This window comes from Paenibacillus sp. CH40, assembly GCF_024213605.1.
Lineage (GTDB): Bacteria > Bacillota > Bacilli > Paenibacillales > Paenibacillaceae > Paenibacillus > Paenibacillus polymyxa_B.
Map to the genome: position 1 here is coordinate 1 of NZ_JANAVQ010000019.1, position 22655 is coordinate 22655.

Sequence of the window (22655 nt, forward strand, 5' to 3'; positions counted from 1 at the left end):
CTGCTTGTAATCACGACCTTGGCCCCACTGTCTTGGAGCATGTAGTCGATGCGCTCCTGTGGATACATCGTATCCATTGGTACATATGCGCCTCCGGCCTTAAGTACCCCCAGAATGCTCACCAGAATATCCGCAGAACGTTCCAGCAATATGCCAACCGGTTGATCTGCTTCGACCCCTTCCGCTCGTAACACACGAGCCAATTGGTTCGCACGCTCATTCAGCTCAGTGTAGGTCAGCACGGTGACTCCAGACACAACTGCTATCCGCTCAGGGTTGCGCTTCGTTTGCTCTTCAAAGCGTTCGCTGAGCGAACGGCCTTGTAATGCTCCAAGCAAGCTGTGCGCATTCGGATCATTGAACACCTTCAGAATCTGCTCGGTTTCTTCTACCGTAATCAACTCCAGCTCACCCAGCTTCGCATCCGGGTTCGCCGCCACGGCTTCGGCCAAGCGAACAAAGTGACGCGTCATCCGTTCTACCGTTTCGCGATCGTACAACGCAGTTGCATACTGCAATCCGAACTGGATACCTGCCTCTTCCTCTCTGGCTTCCAGCGTCAAATCAAACTTCGCTGGCGTTTGTTCCAAGCCGTATGGACGGAAGCTCAGATCTGCCAGTTGCAGTTCGCCTTCCTCGGTGGTTTGCAGGGTAAACATCGTATCGAACAGCGGATGGCGGCTCATATCCCGCTTCACATTTAGCTTTTCCACCAGTTCCTCAAATGGGTAGTCCTGATGTTCATAGGCTTGCAGAGCACAAACTTTCACTTCTTCCACGTAGCTGCGGAAGGTATGTTCCGCTGTCGGATAGTTTCGCAATGCCAACGTACCGACGAACATCCCGAGGATCGGCTCCAGATCCGCATGCGGTCGTCCAGCAATCGGTGTGCCGACTACGATGTCCTCTTGCCCGCTGTATTGGTGTAAAAGCGCGGTGTACGCTGCCAGCAGCACCATATACAGCGTCGAGCCTGTGTGCGCCGCCAGTTCCTTCAGGCGTTCGCTAGCTTCGCGCTCCAGCCCGAACACCACCGTATCGCCTGCCGTACTTCGTACCGACGGACGGGCAAAGTCTGTCGGTAGATCCAGCACAGGCAGTTCACCCCGGAAGGTGTCGAGCCAGTACGCTTCCTGACGTTGCATCCACTCTTGATGGGCTTCGCTTTGCTGCCATACCGCATAATCCTTGTACTGTATTCGCAATGGCGAAAGCTCTTCACCGTCGTATAAGCGGACAAATTCATCGGTCAGTACTCCCATGGACACACCATCCGAGACGATATGGTGCATATCGAGCATGAGCAAATGCTGCGGTTCCTGTTCGGTTCCTTGTACACCCAAATCTACCAAGCCTACCCGCAGCAGCGGAGCGGCTTGCAGATCGAACGGACGTACAAACTGCCGCACCCGTTCTTGTGCTTCCTGGCTGACCATCGTGTCCGTATCCGTGGTTGTATCTTCTGCCTGTACCTTCGTATACTCCACCTCGAACGGCACGGTGTCCTCAATCCATTGCATTGGCTCACTGTCCACCAGTGCAAAGCGGGTACGCAGGGTCGCATGACGGGCGATTAATTGACGGAACGCGTCTTCTACCTGTTTCACATCCAGCGGTCCGCTCACTTGCAGCACTGACGGCATGTTGTAGTTCACATCATTCGGGTCGAACTGATGCAGCACATACAGTCGTTTTTGCGCCGAGGAAAGCGGGTAGAAGCTGCGTTCTTCCGTCACCGGAATGGATGCATACGCCACTTGATCCAGACCTTCCATGACCACTGCCAGTTGTTCAATCGTTGGCGCTTCAAAAATACTGCGTAGTGGAAGCGGCTTGTTCAGCTCCTTGTGAATTTTCGAGGTCAGCGTCGTCGCCCGCAGCGAGTGTCCGCCAATCTCAAAGAAGTTTTCCTTCACACCGACCTGCGCCAGACCCAACACATCCTGCCAAATTTGCGCCAGCTTCACTTCCACCCATGTCCGCGGTGCAACATAATCAGCTCCGCTTTGCAGGCTGCCTTCCGGTGTTGGCAGTGCCTTGCGGTCGATTTTACCATTCGGTGTCAACGGCATCTGCTCCAGCTGCACCAAATACGAAGGCACCATGTAGTTTGGAAGCTCCTCGCCCAGTAAGCTGCGCAGCTCACCAGCGCTCACTTCCCGTTCAGCAACATAGTACGCCACCAGTTGGTTTTGTCCCTGTTCGTCCGCTTGTGCCAGTACGATGACCTCTTGTACGTCCTCCACCTTCAAAATTTGTGCCTCGACCTCGCCCAGTTCGATCCGATAGCCCCGGATTTTCACCTGATGGTCGATCCGGCCCAAATATTCGATGTTGCCGTCTGGCATCCATCTCGCCAAGTCACCCGTACGGTACATTCGTTCGTAGCCGGCTTCACCAGCCGCAAACGGATTTGGTATAAATTTCTCAGCCGTCAGCTCTGGGCGATCCAGATAACCCCGGGCCAGACCCGGACCGGACACGCACAGTTCACCCGCGACGCCTACCGGAGCCAAATGTCCATGCACATCCACCATGTACAAACGATGATTCGGTACAGGGCGTCCGATGGAAATGAGTTGTCCGGCTCTCTCATCCTCGGATACCGGCCAGATGGACGTCGCCACCGAGTTTTCGGTTGGACCGTAGCCGTTGTAGTACGCCACCTGATCCTTCCACTTGTATACCAGCTCGGTTGAGGATGCAGAACCCGCCGTAAACAGAATACGCAGGTTTGGCATCCGTTCTGGCTCCAGATACACCGCATAGGTCGGCGGCAAAGCAGCCACCGTGATTTGATGATTCGCCATATATTGCTCAAACCGCTCGTAGTCCAAAATCGTCTCTGACGTTGGCACATACAACGTGGCTCCGCAGAACAGCGCCTGGAAGATTTCCCAGCAAGCCGCATCAAACGAATAGCTGGCGAACAGCAACGTATGATCCGACGTGCGGATCTTGAGCGTCTGATCAAAATACGTTTTCAGATTGCATAGACCGCGATGCTCCAACATAACACCCTTCGGCTGCCCCGTCGTACCCGACGTATAAATGACATACGCCAGATCGTTTGGACCAGACAACGACTCCAGATTGGAAGCATCCTCGTGATACACACTCTGTGCTCCATCCAGCACCAGCACGTTACCATCGAAAGCCACTTTATCCACCAGATGATTTTGCGTTAACAACAGCTTCGCACCCGAGTCGTCCAGCATGTAGCGGATACGCTCCTCTGGATACGTCGGATCAATAGGAACATACGCGCCCCCGGCTTTTAAAATCCCGAAGATGCCCACGATCATGTCCACCGAACGCTCGGTCATCAGACCCACCAGTCGATCCTTCGTCACGCCTTGACTACGCAAGGTGCGCGCCAGACGATTCGCACGTGCATTCAGCTCGCGATAGGTCAACTGCTCTCCTTCGAAGAACAACGCTGCCTGCTCCGGTGTCTGCGCCGTTTGTGTCTCGAACAAGCCATGAATCGTTTGCTCGCTTGGATACTCAGCAGCTGTATTTCCCCATACGCGGAGAATTTGCTCACGCTCCTGCTCACTTACCATATCCAGCTCCTGCACTCGAATGTCTGGCTTCGCCACCACTTGCTCCAACAGCTGTATCAAATGGCCCTGAGTCCGTTCAACGGCTTCCCGATCATATAACTTCGCATTGTATTCAAATCGGATTTTCATCGCTTCCTGCGGCATGACAACCAGATTAAAATCATAGTTGGTTTGTTCAATCATGCCGGCATTGCGAATTTCAAAATCCGACTCTGCACCTTCGCCAAGTTGCTCGACCTGCTCCTCCACCGGATAGTTTTCAAACACGATAATGTGGTTGATCAGATCTTGCTTTTGCTCGCTCAAGGCTTGAATTTCATATAGCGGATACGTTTCATAATCTTGAGAAGTCAGCGCCTGCTGCTGATTCGTTCTGATCATGTCAGCAAAGGTGTCCTCAGCCCCACTGCGGATACGTATTGGAATGGTGTTAATGAACAAGCCCACCATATTTTCGATCCCCGTAATATCCGCTGGACGACCAGACACTACACCGCCAAAAACAGCGTCGTCACTACCGTTGTACTTTTGGAGCAGCAATCCCCAGGCTGTTTGCAGCAATGTATTCGGGGTCACGTGGTGCTGCTTGGCCACCATTTCCATACGTCCGGTCAAATCCTTGCCCAGATCGCACAGGATATGCTCAAATTGTGCACCGTCCGCTTTCACGCCTACTTTTCCGGTCGGAATCGAAGTTTGCTGATCATAGCCGAGCAAATAATCCTTCCAGTAGGAAGCTGCTGCTTCTACATCCTGTGCTTCAAGCCACTCAATATACTGACTGTATGGAGTCACGGGGGCAAGCTTCGGCTGTCTATGCTCCACGGCTGCAAAATAAGCCTCAAACACCTCATCCGTGACTAACGCCACACACCAGCCATCCATCAAGATGTGATGAGAGCTCCACACAAAATAATAATCCTCATCACCTGTTCGTAAAATCGCCACGCGCATCAACGCATCCCGGGACAAATCGAACCCGGCTGCCTTGTCTTTGCGAATAAATTCCTTCACATACGCGTCACGCTCCTGCTCATTCAGATGACGCAAATCTTCACATCTGAAACCAACATCCTTGCGGCGGAAAATGACCTGCACAGGCTCATCCTGCCAACCGCTGATGAAATTAGCTCTAAATATCTCATGCCGCTGCGCCAAATGATTCAAGCTATCTTGGAAAATATCCGCTTGGAAGCGTCCATGCAAATCAAAGGTCGTTTGTTCAAAATAAGCGCCTGACTCTGCATCCATCAGACTATGGAACAACATGCCTTTTTGCATCGGCGTCAGCGCATAGACATTTTCCAGTTCCCCCATGTCACGAGTCCGTTCTACCAACTGATCCAACTCGGCCATGGTTACATTTTTAAGCATGACATCGCTTGGCGTCAGCTCTTGCTGTTTGCGGCTTGCGCAATGCGCAATGATTTCCTGCAAGCTGGTTCTGAACTGTTCGGCTAACTGCTCCATCGTTTCACGACGATATTCCTGCTTGCTGTAGCTGATCGTCAATTGCAGTTCGCCTTCCGAAATCAGTCCGTTCATATCCAGCGTGTGCGATCTGGCTGCATGGGCGCTAAGCTCTGCACCGCTAGCATAAGGAGATACGCCAATGGATTGATTTTGCATATCTTGGTCAAATTGTCCCAAATAGTTAAAGCTGATTTCAGGTTCGGTTACAAAATGCTCTTGCTCACGTGCTGCGGACAGGTATCTCAACATACCGTAGCCAATGCCCTTTTGCGGAATGCGGCGTAGTCCTTCTTTCACATGTTTGATGCGCTGTGAAAGGTCTTGCCCCACGCTCATATCCAGCACAACCGGGAATTGGGTCGTAAACCAACCCACAGTGCGCGTAATATCCAGTTCTGGCAGAATGGACTCCCGTCCATGACCTTCCAGGCTCACGAGCACTCGTTCCAGGCCCGCCCAGCGATGAATCGTCAGTCCCAATGCGGTAAGCAGCAAATCATTCATCTCCGTGTTGTAGGCACGATGCGCCTGTTTTAACAGCTGCTCCGTTTCCTGAGCTGTCCACGTAACTGTAATGTTCTCGCTGTCCCTATTTAAGGAATGAGAAGGGGACTCGTCTTTTGGAAGCGGCTGATATACGCCTTGTTCCATTTCCTGCCAGAATGCGAGTTCTGCTGCCATGGCCGGACTGTTCGCATATTGAGACTGCCCGTCCGCCCAGGTGCGGAACGAATCTGTTTTGTGCGGAAGACGAGCCGCTTGTCCGTTCAATGCCTGCTCATAGGCGGTCGTAATATCCTCGAACAAAATGCGCCAAGATACGGTATCCACCACTAAGTGATGAATCGCCATCAGCAAATGATCTCCATCGGGACAATGGAACAGCCCCAGCTTCACCAGCGGTCCTTCGCTTAAATGAATACCCGCTTGAATTTCATTCACTTTAGCCTTGATCGCCGCAGATACCTCAGACTCATTTCTGAAGTCGGCCCGATCCAGCGTATACAGCTCGCCCTCCCCAATCGCACGGTTCCAAGCTTCATATCCGTGCTCACTAGGACGGAAAATGATACGCAGTGCGTCGTGATGGCTAACGACGTGATCCATCGCTGTGCGCAGGGCCGTTTCATCAAAACCGTCCTTGCTATGCAGCATAATGGACTGGTTATGATGATGAGCATCCGTCAGGTTCTGCTCAAAGAACCATTGTTGAACAGGTGTCAGCTTCACAGCGCCCACCACTTCGCTCTGATTCGCCAATCGGGTCACCGATTGCACTTTCAGTGCCAATGCAGACACGGTTGGATGACTGAACAGGTCTTTCATCTCCAGTCGATAACCTGCTTGCAGCAATCGAGATGATACTTGCAAGGCCTTGATCGAATCGCCACCCAGCTCGAAGAAGTTATCCTGCGTGCCTACCGCTTCCACGCCGAGTACTCCGGCCCATACCGCAGCCAGTACTTGCTCCACCGTGGTACGCGGTGCCACATAAGCTGCACCGGTATGGATGCTTCCTTCCGGTTCCGGCAAGGCCTTGCGGTCGATTTTGCCGTTGCTCGTCAGGGGGATCGTCTCCAGTCGCATCAAACGTGCAGGCACCATGTGCGCTGGCAGCCCGGCTTCCAGTTCGGCCTGTACCTCCTCGATCCGCAGCTCCGCTTCTCCCGTGATGTATCCGCACAAGTACTTGTGTCCACGCTCATCCGTCCGGTCGATGACTACCGCTTGACGCACACCCGGCACCCGCTGGATCGCCGTTTCAATCTCGCCTAGCTCGATCCGGTAGCCCCGGATTTTGACCTGATAATCCATCCGGCCGATAAAGTCCACATTGCCGTCCGGCATCCACCGCGCCAAGTCACCTGTGCGGTACAATCGTTCACCCGGTACGTACGGGTTTGCCACGAACTTCTCGGCCGTCAGGTCCGCACGATTCAGGTATCCCCGTGCCACCCCGGCACCGCCAATGCACAGCTGGCCCAGTACGCCGATCGGCACCGGATTCAACTGGCTGTCCAAGATGTAAAACCGTGCGTTCAGCCACGCCTGACCAATCGGTACATTGCCGCTACTTGGCAGCTTCGACAGTTCTTCGTCGTAGAAGCTGGAGTCGATCGCCGCTTCCGTGACGCCGTAGCTGTTCATAATGCGGATATCCGCGCCAAATCGTTCTTGCAGCATCCGGTAGTCTGTCACGCTGCAGCTATCCGAGCTGGTGATCAGCAGTTCCAGACTGCTCATGTCCAGTCCGTGTTCATGCACATGCTGCATAAACGGTACGATCAGGGCCGGGGTCGATTCGAACACCGTAATCTGATAGTCGCGAATCCAGCCATATAGACGGCTTGGGTCGATGCGATCGTCTTTCGGACAGATGACCATCGTGCCACCGTTATAAAGCGTTCGCGCAATATCCCCGACGAACACGTCGAAGGAGAAACTTGCCAGTTGCAGCAATCGTACCGGGAACTGGTTCAGACGGTAATCCCGGCGATAGGCCGCAGCCGTATTCACCAAACTGCGATGCTCAATCATGACGCCCTTCGGACGTCCTGTCGTACCGGAGGTGTAGATCACATACGCCAGATCCTGCGGTTCGTTGATGTGATTGACGTCTGTGGTATCTCCGGTGTACAGCGACTCATCGTCCAACGCCAGTACGGTATGCAGACTTAGTCCCGTTGCGGGTTCGACTGTAGCTTCGCTTTCATCCAGCCAGATCTGTGCACGCTCCTGTAAGCCCGTTTGGGTCAACAGTACCGTCGCACCGCTGTCCTCCAGCATAAAACGAATACGTTCGGACGGATAGTCTGCATCCAGCGGCACATAGGCGCCTCCTGCCTTCCACACCGCCAGTACGCCGACCAGCATGTCTACCGAACGTTCACTCAAAATGCCGACAATCGACTCGCGTCCAATGCCTTCATTTCGCAATCTACGGGCCAATTGGTTCGCACGCTCGTTCAGTGTGCGGTACGTCAGTTGTTGTTCCTCGTACACCACCGTCACGTGATCCGGTACAAGCTGCGCTTGTTCTTCCACAAAGGTATGGAATAAGGCTCCTGCTTCAGCAGCAACATCCGTTACTCCCACATCTCCAAAACCATAGATGATTTGTGCTTTTTCCTCAACGGTTACCATCTCCAAAGCTGCGAGTGGCTGCTGTGGGTGCAATGTAATTGCACGTACAAGTTCGGTAAAATGCTGCGCCAATCGCGCGATGGTTTCAGGCTTGTACAGCGCCGTGCTGTATTCCAGACTGCACAGAATGCCTTCCGGCTGCTCCACTGCATCCAAGGTCAGATCAAATTTGGCCGTATGATTGTCCGTCGGATACGTTTTAAAGGTCAGACCTTCCAGCTCGAACTCCTGTTGCTCAAATGTTTTCAGCTCAAACATCGTGTCAAACAGCGCATTCCGGCTCGTATCCCGTGTTAAATTCAGCTTTTCAACCAGTTCTTCAAAAGGATATTCCTGATGCTCATAAGCACTGAGCGCATGCTCTTTGACCTCTTGCAAGTAATCCAGGAACGTTTTGTCGCTAGCCGGATAATTGCGGATCGCCAGCGTGTTGAGGAATACGCCTACCAAGCCCTCCAGTTCCGCATGCGGTCTTCCGGCAATCGGCGTGCCGACGATAATGTCTTCCTGTCCCGAATATTTATGCAAGAGCGTGCTATACGCGGCCAGCAACACCATGTACAAGGTCGATCCCGTTTGCGCGGCCAGTTGTTTCAACTGCTCGCTGTCCTCCAGGCTGATCGCAAATTCCAATCGAGCTCCTTCCTGACGCTGTACGGCGGGTCTTGCAAAATCCGTAGGCATATCCAGCGCCGGAATGTCACCAGCCATGGTTTTCAGCCAATAGCTTTCCTGCTCACGAAGACGTTCACTTTGCATATCGGCATGCTGCCAAACCGCATAGTCCTTGTACTGGATGCGCAGGGGCAGCAGTTCCTTGCCTTCATACAATTGAGAGAACTCCTGCACGATAATTCCTTCAGTCACGCCATCCGAAATAATATGGTGCATGTCATAGAGCATGACGTGACGCTCCGGTCCGGTTTCCACCAACTGAACCCGCAGCAACGGTGCTTGTGCGAGATCAAATGCACGTACAAAGTCCTGTGCGTACTGCTGGGTCTCTTCTTCGCTTGCCTGCACATGCTCCACATTGAATGCGACGCCCGATTCAATCCGTTGAATCACCTCGCCATCCACCATGTCGAATCTAGTTCGCAGGGCTTCATGACGGGCAATCAGCTGGCGGAAGGCTTGCTCCAGTCGCGTTTTATCCAAGGAACCTTTAATGATCAAAGCGCCTGGCATATTGTAGCTAACCTCTCCGCCTTCCAGGTGACTCAGCACGTACATCCGTTTTTGCGCCGAGGAAACCGGATAATATGCACGTTCCTCCGCAACAGGGATGGATACATACGTTTGCTGTGTCTGAACTTCTCCCATCACCTGCACCAGTTGCTCAATCGTCGGATATTGGAAAATATCTCGCAGCGCCAGCTTGTAATTCAGCTCCTGATGGATTTTCGCCATCAGTGTTGTCGCGCGCAGAGAATGTCCTCCCACTTCAAAGAAGTTATCCTGGATGCCTATCCGCGGGTGATTCAAAACGCTTTGCCAAATACGTACCAGTTGCTCTTCCAGCAATGTCCGCGGCGCAACATACGCCGTGCCTCCTTCGAGGCGCGCTTCCGGCGTAGGCAACGCTTTGCGGTCAATTTTGCCGTTTGGTGTCAGCGGGAAATGATCCAGTTGTACGACATATGTCGGGATCATATAACCCGGCAGCTTGGGCTGCAGCATGTTGCGCAGCTCGGGCAAATTCAACGCTGCTGAGGCTACGACATACGCACACAAATCCTTGTCTCCATCTTCGTTTTCCCAGGCGGTGACGATGGCTTTCTGAATGCCGTCCACGGTCAGCAGCTGTGCTTCCACCTCGCCCAGTTCAATCCGAAAGCCCCGGATTTTGACCTGATCATCCATCCGGCCGATAAAGTCCACATTGCCATCCGGCATCCACCGCGCCAAATCGCCTGTGCGGTACAATCGTTCACCCGGTACGTACGGGTTCGCTACGAATTTCTCGGCGGTCAGGTCTGCACGATTCAGGTAGCCTCGTGCCACCCCGGCTCCGCCAATGCACAGCTCACCCAGTACGCCGATCGGCACCGGATTCAGCTGGCTGTCCACGATGTAGAAGCGGGCGTTCAGCCACGCCTGGCCAATCGGCACATTGCCGCTGCTTGGCAGCTTCGACAATTCTTCGTCGTAGAAGCTGGAGTCAATCGCCGCTTCCGTGACGCCATAACTGTTCATAATGCGGATATCTGCGCCAAACCGTTCTTGCAGCACCCGATAATCCGTCACACTGCAGCTATCCGAGCTGGTAATCAGCAGTTCCAGACTGCTCATGTCCAGTCCCTGTTCATGCACATGCTGCATAAACGGTACGATCAGGGCCGGAGTCGATTCGAATACGGTAATCTGGTAATCGCGAATCCAGCCATACAATCGGCTAAAATCAAGTCGGTCGTCTTTCGGACAAATGACCATCGTGCCGCCGTTATAGAGCGTCCGCGCAATATCCCCGACGAACACGTCGAAGGAGAAGCTTGCTAGTTGCAGCAGTCGTACTGGGAACTCGTTCAGACGGTAATCCCGACGATACGCCGCAGCCGTATTGACCAAGCTGTGATGCTCAATCATGACCCCTTTTGGACGTCCTGTTGTCCCAGAGGTGTAGATCACATACGTCAGATCCTGCGGTTCGTTGATAGGCTCGATATCGGTGGTGTCTCCGATGTACAGCGACTCATCATCCAACGCCAGCACGGTATGCAGACGCAGCACTGTTGCCGGTTCGGATGCTGCTTCGCTGTCAGACTTCGAATCTGATTTCAAGCTTACGCCTTCACTAAGGCGGTCTCTTTCCATCGTTTCAGCGCTAACCGCCGTCTCCAGCTCACTCTCATTCTTTCCTTCGCCCAGAGCCCATTGGCTTTCATTCAGCCAACCCAGTGCACGCTCCTGCAAGCCCGTTTGGGTCAACAGTACCCTCGCACCACTGTCCTCCAGCATGAAACGAATACGTTCTGACGGATAGTCTGCATCCAGCGGCACGTACGCACCGCCGGCCTTCCACACCGCCAGTACGCCGATCAACATATCCACCGAGCGTTCACTCAAGATGCCAACAATCGACTCGCGTCCGACGCCTTCGTTCCGCAATCTCCGCGCCAATTGGTTCGCACGCTCGTTCAGTTTCCGGTACGTAAGCTGCTGCTCCTCGTACACCACCGCCACGCGATCCGGCACAAGCTGTGCCTGTTCTTCCACATAGGTATGGAATAAGGCTCCTGCTTCAACAGCAGCACAATCCGTTACCCCCACATCTCCAAATCCATGGATGATTTGTGCTTTTTCCTCGGCAGGTACCATATCCAAAGCTGCCAGTGGCTGTTGTGGATGCAGTGTAATTGCACGTACGAGTTCGGTAAAATGCTGCGCCAATCGCGCAATCGTCTCAGGCTTATACAGCGCCGTGCTGTATTCCAGACGGCACAGAATGCCTTCTGGCTGCTCTATTGCATCCAAGCTCAGATCAAATTTGGCCGTATGATTTTCCAGCGGATATGAATTCAAGGTCAGACCTTCTAGCTGCAACTCCTGCTGCTCCAATGTTTTCAACTCAAACATCGTGTCAAACAGCGCATTTCGACTCGTATCCCGCGTCAAATTCAGCTTTTCAACCAACTCTTCAAAAGGATAGTCCTGATGCTCATAAGCACTGAGCGCATGCTCCTTCACCTCTTGCAGATAATCCAGGAACGATTGGTCGCTAGACGGATAATTGCGGATTGCCAGCGTGTTGATGAAGACACCTACCAGACTCTCCAGTTCCGCATGCGGTCTTCCAGCAATCGGCGTGCCGACTACGATATCTTCTTGGCCTGTGTATTTATGCAAGAGCGTAGTGTACGCCGCCAGCAGCACCATATACAAGGTTGCGCCTGTTTGCGAAGCCAGTTCTTTCAGGCGTTCGCTAACTTCACGCTCCAGTCCGAATTCGATCGTATCCCCTGCCGTACTCTGCACCGCCGGACGGGCAAAGTCGGTTGCCAGATCCAGCACAGGCACGCCGCCCCGGAAGGTACCCAGCCAGTACGCTTCCTGACGCTGCATCCACTCCTGATGGGCTTCGCTTTGCTGCCATACCGCATAATCCTTGTACTGAATCCGCAATGCCGGTAGCTCTTCACCGCCATACAAGCGGACAAATTCATCGGTCAGTACCTCCATCGACACACCATCCGAAACGATATGATGCATGTCGAGCATGAGTAAATGCTGGGATTCCTGCTCTGCTCCTTGTGCGCCCAGATCCACCAAGCCCACCCGCAGCAGCGGTGCAGCTTTCAGATCGAACGGACGCACAAACTGCCGTACCCGTTCTTGTGCTTCCTGGCTGACCGTCGTGTCCGTAGCTGTATCCAAATCTGTAGATGTGTCCTGATCTGTATCCGTAGTTGCACGCTCTGCCTGTACCTTCGTATATTCCACCTCGAACGGCACGGTGTCCTCAACCCATTGCATCGGCTCATTGTCCACCAGCTCAAAGCAGGTACGCAAGGTTGCATGGCGATCGATCAGTTGACGGAACACGTCTTCTACTCGTTTCACATCCAGCGGACCGCTCACTTGCAGCACCGACGGCATGTTGTAGTTCACATCACTTGGATCAAACTGATGCAGCACATACAGTCGTTTTTGCGCCGAAGATAACGGGTAGAAGCTGCGTTTTTCCGTTACCGGAATGGACGCGTACGTTACTTGATCCAGACTTTCTAACACCGTTGCCAGTTGCTCAATCGTTGGTGCTTCAAAAATACTGCGCAGTGGAAGCGGCTTGTTCAGCTCCTTGTGAATTTTCGAGGCCAGTGTCGTCGCCCGCAGCGAATGTCCGCCAATCTCGAAGAAGTTTTCCTTCACACCGACCTGCGTGAGGCCCAGCACATCCTGCCAAATGTGCGCCAGTTTCACTTCCACCCACGTCCGCGGTGCGACATAATCGGCTCCGGTTTGCAGGCTGCCTTCCGGTGCTGGCAGGGCTTTGCGGTCAATTTTGCCATTTGGACTCAGCGGCATTTGCTCCAGCTGTACAAAGTACGATGGCACCATGTAGCTTGGCAGTTCTCGGCCCAGCTCACTTCTCAGCTCACTGGCACCCATTTCTTGCCCGGCGACATAGTACGCCACCATTTGTTTTTGTCCCGTCTCATCCGCACGCGCCGTGACCACGGCTTCGTGTACCGATTCCACTTGGAGCAGCTGCGATTCGACTTCGCCCAGCTCAATCCGGTACCCCCGGATTTTCACCTGATGGTCGATCCGGCCCAGATATTCAATGTTGCCGTCCGGCATCCATCTCGCCAAATCGCCTGTGCGGTACATCCGTTCATAGCCTGCTTCCCCGCCAGCAAACGGGTCGGCTACGAATTTCTCGGCCGTCAGCTCTGGACGGTTCAGGTAACCGCGGGCTACACCTACACCGCCGATGCACAGTTCTCCTGCAACCCCAATCGGCTGCAATTGCTCCGTGCCTTCCTTCACGATGTACAGACGAATATTCTGAATCGGTTTCCCGATCGGAATAACTCCATATTCCTCAACCGGCTCGCAATCGAAGTACGATACGTCCACCGTCGCTTCGGTTGGACCATACAGGTTGACCAGTTTCGCTCCGGACAGGCTCGACACCAGCCGTTGGAACCGGGCCACATGCTGTGGCGGCAACGCTTCGCCACTGGCAAAGACATGGCGCAGCGTGCCTAGTTTCGCTTGCATCACTTCTCGTGGCTGCTGCTCCACGTACTCTAGGAACGCATGCAGCATCGCAGGTACAAAGTGCATCGTGCTCACGCCATCGCGGGCAATCGTGTCGACGATGTCTTCCGGGTTCTTTTCCCCGCCTACCGACAGCAGACTCACCTTCGAGCCGACCAGCGACCACCAGAACAGCTCCCACACCGACACGTCGAAGGTGAAGGCGGTCTTTTGCAGGATCGTATCTTCCGCACTCAAGCCGTATCGATCATGCATCCACAAAATCCGGTTCAGCACGGAATGGTGCTCCACCATCACGCCCTTCGGTTTCCCGGTGGAGCCGGAGGTATAGATGACATAGGCTACATGGTGCGGGCCAGCCAGTGGCTCCAGATTCGAACCGTCTTTGTGGTAAATGTCTTGGCCATCCTGCTCATGACGATCCAACACCAGCACCTGGCCGTTGAAACTCAGCGATGCTTGCTCCGCCAGATGCGACTGCGTCAGCACCAGCTTCGCTCCCGAGTCCTCCAGCATAAAGCGGATGCGATCCGCCGGATATTCTGGATCGATGGGTACGTAGGCTCCGCCTGCTTTGAGGATCGCATAAATGCCTACGATCATGTCCAGCGAACGGTGAACCAAAATGCCTACAGGCTGATCCGGTTGGATGCCTTCCGCACGCAAGGTGCGTGCGAGTCGGTTCGCGCGCACGTTCAACTCCGCGTAGGTCAACGATTCCGCTCCGCACAACACTGCCACCTGATCCGGTGTATTCGTGGCCTGCTGCTCAAACAATGCGCTTAGCGTTTGATCCTGCGGATAGGCTGCCGCCGTATCCCCCCAGACCTGAACGATTTGTGTCTGTTCTTCTGGTGTCACCAATTCCAGCTCATTCACACAGATATGTGGATTGTCGATAATTTGCTCGATAACATGCAGTACATGTCCCTGCATACGCTCTATCGTGGTCCGATCGTATACATTGGCGTTATATCTGAACATGATGCGGAAGGTTTCGTCTGGCATCACAATCAAGTCCAGATCATAATTCGTTTGCTCGACAACCTCTACATTCGTAATTTCAAAAGCGGACGGACGAACTTCACCCAGCTGCTCAACTTGCTCCTCTACCGGATAATTCTCAAATACCATAATGTGGTTAATCAAGTTCTGCTTCTGCTCCGTCAGCGCCTGAATTTCATACAGCGGGAAGCTGTCATAGGCTCCCGAGGCCAGTGCCTGTTCCTGCGTTTTCCGCATCACTTCCACAAAAGTGGCATTCCGTTCACTTTGAATCCGCACCGGGATCGTATTAATGAACAAACCAATCATATGCTCTACGCCAGCAATATCCGTCGGACGTCCAGATACGACACTACCGAAAATAACATCCTCGTTGTTGTTATATTTCTGCAAAATAAGGCCCCACACGCTCTGCATCAGCGTATTAATCGTGACCTGCTGCTGCTTTGCAATCCGGTGTATGGCTTCGCTCCACGTTGGGTCCAGATCTACCGTTATTTTTTCAGAAACATATTCGCTGGTTTCACTTGCTGTAGTGGATACCGTATTAGTCGCTTGGTCTTTCGATGAAGCATCCGATCCAGGTAACAACGTCTGCTGTTCAAAGCCCGCCAAATAGCTGCTCCAGTACTCTTTTGCCGCACGTTCATCCTGACGCTCTAGCCATTCGATATATTGGCCATACGGTGTAATCGCTGCCAGCTCCGGTTGCTTCTGCTCCAGCAGCGCAAAGTACGTACCAAACACTTCACCTGTAACGAGCGATAAGCACCAGCCATCCATGACAATATGATGGAAACTCCATACCAAATGATACGTTTCTTCATGGGTCTGCAATACCTGTACGCGCATGAGTGCATCCGTACCAAGATTAAAGCCCCTAGCCTGGTCTTCTTGCTTAAACGCCTGGATATATGCCTGTTGCTCCGCTTCCTGCATTTCCCGTATATCCTGGAAAGAAAGGTCGCTATCTTTGTGACGGAATACGATCTGCAATGACTCCTGACTGTGCCCTGTCTCAAACATATGGAAATTCGTCCGCAGCGCTTCATGACGCTGTGTCAGTACATCCAGACTCTTGCGGAAAATTTCAACATCAAAGCTTCCTTTTTGATCAAACGACGCTTGCTGGAAGTAGGCGCCTGACTCCGGCTCCATCAGATTATGGAACAGCATCCCCTTCTGCATAGGCGAAAGAGCATACACATTTTCCAGCTCGCCCACAGAAGCTGTTTGCTCTGTCAATTGTTCCAGCTGACCAAGCGTCAAGCCTTTGAACAATACATCACTTGGTGTTAGCTCACTCCGCTCTTTGGAGGCACAATGAGCGATCACTTCCTGCAGGCTTTCCTGCAGCAACTGCGCAAATTTTTCTACATTTTGCTGATGATATACCTTACTGTCATAGCGAATGTCCAGTGTCAGCGCGCCCGCTGTAATCATTCCGTTCACATTCAAAGGATGCTCCAGAACGGTATGGTCACTCATCGGCTCTCCACCTGGATGTGAAGACAGCGTGATATCCCCATTTTCCAAGTCCTGATCAAATTGTCCTAAATAGTTAAAGCTAATTTCAGGCTGCAGGGTCCAGGAAGGATGGGCATCATGCTGAGACATATAGTTCAAAATGCCGTATCCAATACCCTTATGCGGCACATGGCGCAGGTCTTCCTTCACCCGCTTGATTCGCTGTCCGACTGCTGCCTTTCCGTCCACATCCAGCAGCACCGGATACTGACTCGTAAACCAGCCCACGGTACGGGTGATGTCGATATCTGGAACAATGGCTTCCCGGCCATGTCCCTCCAGATTGACCAGCACACGCTCCTGACCGCTCCAGTTATATACCGCTGTGCCGAGTGCGGTTAACAGCAGATCATTGACCTCGGTGTGGTACGCACGGTGTACTTCTTGAAGCAACATCCGTGTTTCCTGCTCGCTCCAAGCCACAGTCACCGTCGCAGTGTCTCTGATTAGAGAATGTTGTCCCTCCGCTCTCTCTTGATCCTTAGGCAACGATGCGAATTCCATTTGAGCGAGATGCTGCCAATATTCGCGTTCATTTTCGATGGTCGGACTATTCGCATATTGTGATAAGCGCTCTGCCCAAGCGGAGAAAGCGTCCGTTTTATAAGGCAGGCGAATCGCTTCTCCCCGCACGGCCTGCTCATACCCCGTGGCAAAATCCTCAAACACAATTCGCCACGAAATCCCGTCTATGACCAAATGGTGAATGGCAATCAGTAGATGATCTCCATCCATGCAGCGGAAAAGTCCCAGCTTCACCAGCGGTCCTTCGTCCAGACGAATAGAACTTTGGATGGCATTGGCTTTCATTTCAATGGCTACTGCAACATCTGTAATGTTTTGCACATCCGTCAGATCAACAACGTCCAGACTATACAGCTCGCCTTCGTTCAGACCGCGATTCCACGCTTCATAGCCCTGTTCGGTCTGACGGAAGACCATACGCAAAGCATCATGATGCTCCGTTACCTTGGCCACCGTTTGATGCAATGCAGCTTCATCGAAGCCTTGTGCTCTATACAGCATCACCGACTGGTTGAAATAATGCGGCTCTGCTGAGGATTGTCCAAAGAACCATTGTTGAATCGGAGTCAGCTTGACGCTTCCCGAAACCACACGCTGATCGGCTGTACGGCTGACCTTGTGAACATGACCGCTCAGCAGCGAGATGGAAGGATATTGGAACAAATCCTTCATGTCCAGCTTGTAGCCCGCTTGCAGCAAACGAGAGGATACCTGGATCGCTTTGATCGAATCGCCGCCCAGATCGAAGAAATTATCCAAACCCCCGACCCTCTTCGCTCCTAATACAGCCTGCCAAATAGACACTAACGTCTGCTCCAGCGCTGTGCGCGGCTCTACATAGTCCGCTCCGCTTTGCAGGCTGCCTTCTGGTGCCGGCAGGGCCTTGCGGTCGATTTTACCGTTCGGTGTCAGCGGCATCTGCTCCAGCTGGATGAAATACGAAGGCACCATGTAGTTTGGAAGCTCCTCGCCCAGTAAGCTGCGCAGCTCACCAGCGCTCACTTCCCGTTCAGCGACATAGTACGCCACCAGTTGATTTTGCCCCTGTTCGTCTGCCTGGGCCAGTACGATGACCTCTTGTACGTCCTCCACCTTCAAAATTTGTGCCTCGACCTCACCCAGCTCGATCCGATAGCCCCGGATTTTCACCTGATGGTCGATCCGGCCCAAATATTCGATGTTGCCGTCTGGCAGCCATCTTGCCAAGTCACCTGTACGGTACATTCGTTCATAGCCGGCTTCCCCAGCCGCAAACGGGTTCGATACAAATTTCTCAGCCGTCAGCTCTGGGCGATCCAGATAACCCCGAGCCAGACCCGGACCGGACACGCACAGCTCACCCGCGACACCTACCGGAGCCAAATGTCCATGCACATCCAGCATGTATACCCGATGATTCGGCACAGGGCGTCCGATGGAAATCAGTTGTCCAGCTCTCTCATCCTCGGATACGGGCCAGATCGACGTCGCCACCGAGTTTTCGGTGGGACCGTAGCCGTTGTAGTACGCCACTTGATCCTTCCACTTGTATACCAGCTCGGTTGAGGATGCAGAACCCGCCGTAAACAGAATACGCAGGTTTGGCATCCGTTCTGGCTCCAGATAGACCGCATAGGTCGGCGGCAAAGCGGCCACGGTGATTTGATGATCCGCCATATATTGCTCAAACCGTTCGTAATTCAAAATCGTTTCTGTCGTTGGCACATATAACGTGGCTCCGCAGAACAGCGCCTGGAAGATTTCCCAGCAAGCCGCATCAAACGAATAGCTGGCGAACAGCAACGCATGATCCGACGTACGGATCTTGAGCGTCTGATCAAAATACGTTTTCAAATTGCACAGCCCGTGATGCTCCAGCATCACGCCCTTCGGCTGCCCCGTTGTACCTGACGTATAAATCACATACGCCAAATCGTTCGGACCGGACCACGGCTCCAGATTGGAATCATCCTCGTGGTACACCGTTTGCTCCCCATCCAGCACCAGCACATGACCGTCGATAGCGGCTTTGTCTACCAGATGGCTTTGCGTCAACAGCAGCTTCGCTCCTGAGTCGTCCAGCATGTAGCGGATACGCTCCTCTGGATACGTCGGATCAATAGGAACATACGCGCCCCCGGCTTTTAAAATCCCGAAGATACCTACGATCATGTCCACCGAACGCTCGGTCATCAGACCCACCAGACGATCTTTCGTCACGCCTTGACTACGCAAGGTACGAGCCAAACGATTGGCGCGTGCATTCAGCTCGCGATAGGTCAACTGCTCTCCTTCGAAGAACAGTGCTGTCTGCTCCGGCGTCTGCGCAGTTTGCGCCTCGAACAAGCCGTGGATCGTTTGCTCGCTTGGATATGCTACCGCTGTATTACCCCAAGTCTCAACGATTTGCTCACGTTCCCGCGTGGTTACCATATCCAGCTCATGCACCCGAATGTCCGGCTTCGCTGTCACCTGTTCCAGCAGCTGTACCAGATGACCTCGAATTTGCTCTACACTTTCCCGTTCAAAGGCCAAGGCATTATACCCAAAGCTCATATGAATGGTGTTCCCCGGCAGCACCACCAGGTTAAAGTCATAGTTGGTCTGCTCGACAGACTCAGCTCCGGTGATACTGAAGCTGGACTCATCACCGTTGCCTAATTGCTCCAATTGTTCCTCTACCGGATAGTTCTCAAAAATAAGAATATGATTGATCAAATCCTGCTTAAGCTCCGATAGCCCCTGAATTTCATACAACGGGTACGTATCATAGGCATGGGAAGCAATCGATTGCTCTTGGGTTTGCTTCATCACGTCTGAGAATAAGCTGTCCACTTGACTGCGGATGCGTACAGGAATGGTATTGATAAACAGACCAATGATGTGCTCCACATTCGGAATGTCTGCTGGACGTCCAGATACCACGCTGCCAAACACCACATCATCTGTGCCATTATATTTTTGCAGCAACAGGCCCCAAACGGTCTGCATCAATGTATTGATCGTTACCTGATAACGCTTGGCTACGCGCTGAATGCCTGCCGTTAGATCCGCGCCCAAGTCAAAATCCAGACGCTCCGCCTGATACCCCGTTTTGCCCTGCATTTTAGCCTGTGGCAGGCGGGACTGTTCCTCATATCCTTCCAGAACCTTGCTCCAGTAACCTGATGCAGCCTGACGATCCTGCTGTTCCAGCCATTCAATATATTGACTGTACGGCGTTACAGGGGCCAGTTCAGGCTGCTTATGAGCCAGTATCGCAAAATAACTCGCAAACACTTCGCCTGTCACCAACGACAAGCACCAGCCGTCCATCACGATATGATGGAAGCTCCATACAAAACGGTACGCATCCTCACCTGTGCGCAAAACGGCCACACGCATCAAAGCATCTTGCGCCAGATCAAAGCCTCTTTGCTTGTCTTTGTGCGTATATTCGAAGATGTATTCGTTTTGCCGCTCTTGCTCCATATCCCGCAGGTCTTCAACATATAATTCACTGCGCTTATTCCGATACACGACCTGAAGTGGTTCATCTTTCCAGCCACTGTAAAAGTTCGTGCGCAGTACCGTATGCCGCTGCACCAATATATCCAAACTTGCCGCAAACGCAGCGATATTAAAATGTCCTCGCAGATCAAAGGAGGCCTGTTCAAAATAAGCTCCTGATTGCGAATCCATCAGATTGTAAAAGAGCATCCCCTTTTGCATCGGCGTCAGCGCGTATACATTTTCCAGCTCACCGGTATGTGCCGCCTGTTCCGCGATTTGTTCCAGTTCTCCAGTCGTCAGACCTTTGAAGGACACATCACTCGGCGTCAGCTCCGGCTGTTCCTGAGCGACACAATGCGTAATCACCTCTTGCAAAGCGGATTGCAGCAGTCCTGCCACACGTTCCAGCGTTTCTTGGCGATACTGCTTACGGCTGTAAGCGATCGTCAAGCGCAGTGTGCCTTCCGAGATCATTGCATTCAAATCCAGCGTATATTGCAGCGGTGAATGGGCATCCTCTGTCTCCCCTGCGCTATAGGATGACCATGTGATTCCACTGTTTTGCACATCCTGATCGACCTGTCCCAAGTAGTTAAAGCTGATTTCCGGTTCTGCTGCAATCGGATGGGACGCAGGGGACAAGTAGCGCCAAGTTCCATACGTCAGCCCTTTATGCGGAATCCGGCGCAGACCTTCCTTTGTTTCTTTAATCCGCTGGGCCAGCGTCAGGTTGACATCTGTGTCCAGCAGCACCGGATACAAGCTCGTAAACCAGCCTACCGTACGTGTAATATCCACCTCTGGCAAGATCGCTTCCCGGCCATGTCCCTCCAGGTTCACCAGCACATGTCCTTCGCCTGTCCAGTTGTGCATCGCCAATCCTAACGCGGTCAGCAGCAAATCATTGACCTCGGTGTTGTAGGCGCGATGGGCCTGCTTCAACAGCTGCCGGGTTTCTGCCTCGGTCCACTCCACCGTCAACACTTCGCTGTCTGCATTCAAGGAGCCTTCGTAGGCGAAATCCTTAGGCAGCGGCGCCGCTTCCGCTTTGGCCTGTTCCAGCTGCTGCCAGTAGGCTTCATCCGATGCAGCCTCTGGACGGTTGGCGTAAGACGACAACTCCCGTGCCCATGTTTGGAAGGAATCCGTTTTATAGGGCAATCGTACAGGCTCGCCCTTGATCGCCTGCTCGTAACCTGTCGAGAAATCTTCAAACAGAATTCGCCACGATACCCCGTCCACCACCAAATGGTGAATGGCTATGAGCAAATGATCGCCCTCGGCTGTACGGAACAATCCCAGCTTGACCAGAGGTCCTTCGGACAGGTGGATGCTGCTTTGAATTTCATTTGCCTTCGCTTCCAGCGCTTCCGCATAGGTTTCCTGTTTACGGTAATCCATCGTTTCCAGCGTATACAACGCGCCTTCATCTACACCGCGTGTCCAAGCCTCGTAACCGGATGAAGCCTGACGGAAAACCGTACGAAGCGCATCATGATGCTTCACAATATGATCCATGGTCCGGCAAACTGCCGTCTCATCAAAGCCCTCGGCACGATAGAGCATAACTGCCTGATTAAAGTGCTGCGGACGTTCGCGCTCCTGCGCAAAGAACCAATGCTGGATCGGAAGCAAAGCAGTTTTCCCGCTCACTTCTCCTTGATCTGCCATACGACTGACCTCATGCATATGCGGTGCCAGTGCTGCAACCGTTGGATACTGGAATAAATCCTTCATGTCCAGCTTATAACCGGCCTGGAACGCACGCGATGCGATTTGGATTGCCTTGATGGAATCGCCACCCAGATCGAAGAAATTGTCCGAAATACCGACAGTCTGCAGTCCCAGTACCGACTGCCAGACCGCTACCAGAGCCCGTTCTTGCGCGGTACGAGGCTCTGCATAATCCGTTCCGCTTTGCAGGCTGCCTTCCGGTGCTGGCAGGGCCTTGCGGTCAATTTTGCCATTTGGACTCAGCGGCATCTGCTCCAGCTGTACAAAGTACGATGGTACCATGTAGCTTGGCAGCTCCCGGCCCAGTTCACTTCTCAGCTCGCTGGCGCCGAGCTCTTGTCCGGCGACATAGTACGCCACCATTTGTTTTTGGCCCGTTTCGTCTACACGAGCCACGACGACCGCTTCTCGTACCGATTCCACTTGGAGCAGCTGCGATTCGACCTCGCCCAGCTCAATCCGGTACCCCCGGATTTTCACCTGATG

General features: G+C 53.1%; 1 protein-coding gene. It reads right to left on the minus strand.

Annotated elements, in window-relative coordinates; translation table 11 throughout:
* The coding region (locus NLX73_RS24705) for a non-ribosomal peptide synthase/polyketide synthase (protein ID WP_254327595.1) at positions 1–22655 on the minus strand (22655 nt) is incomplete at both ends.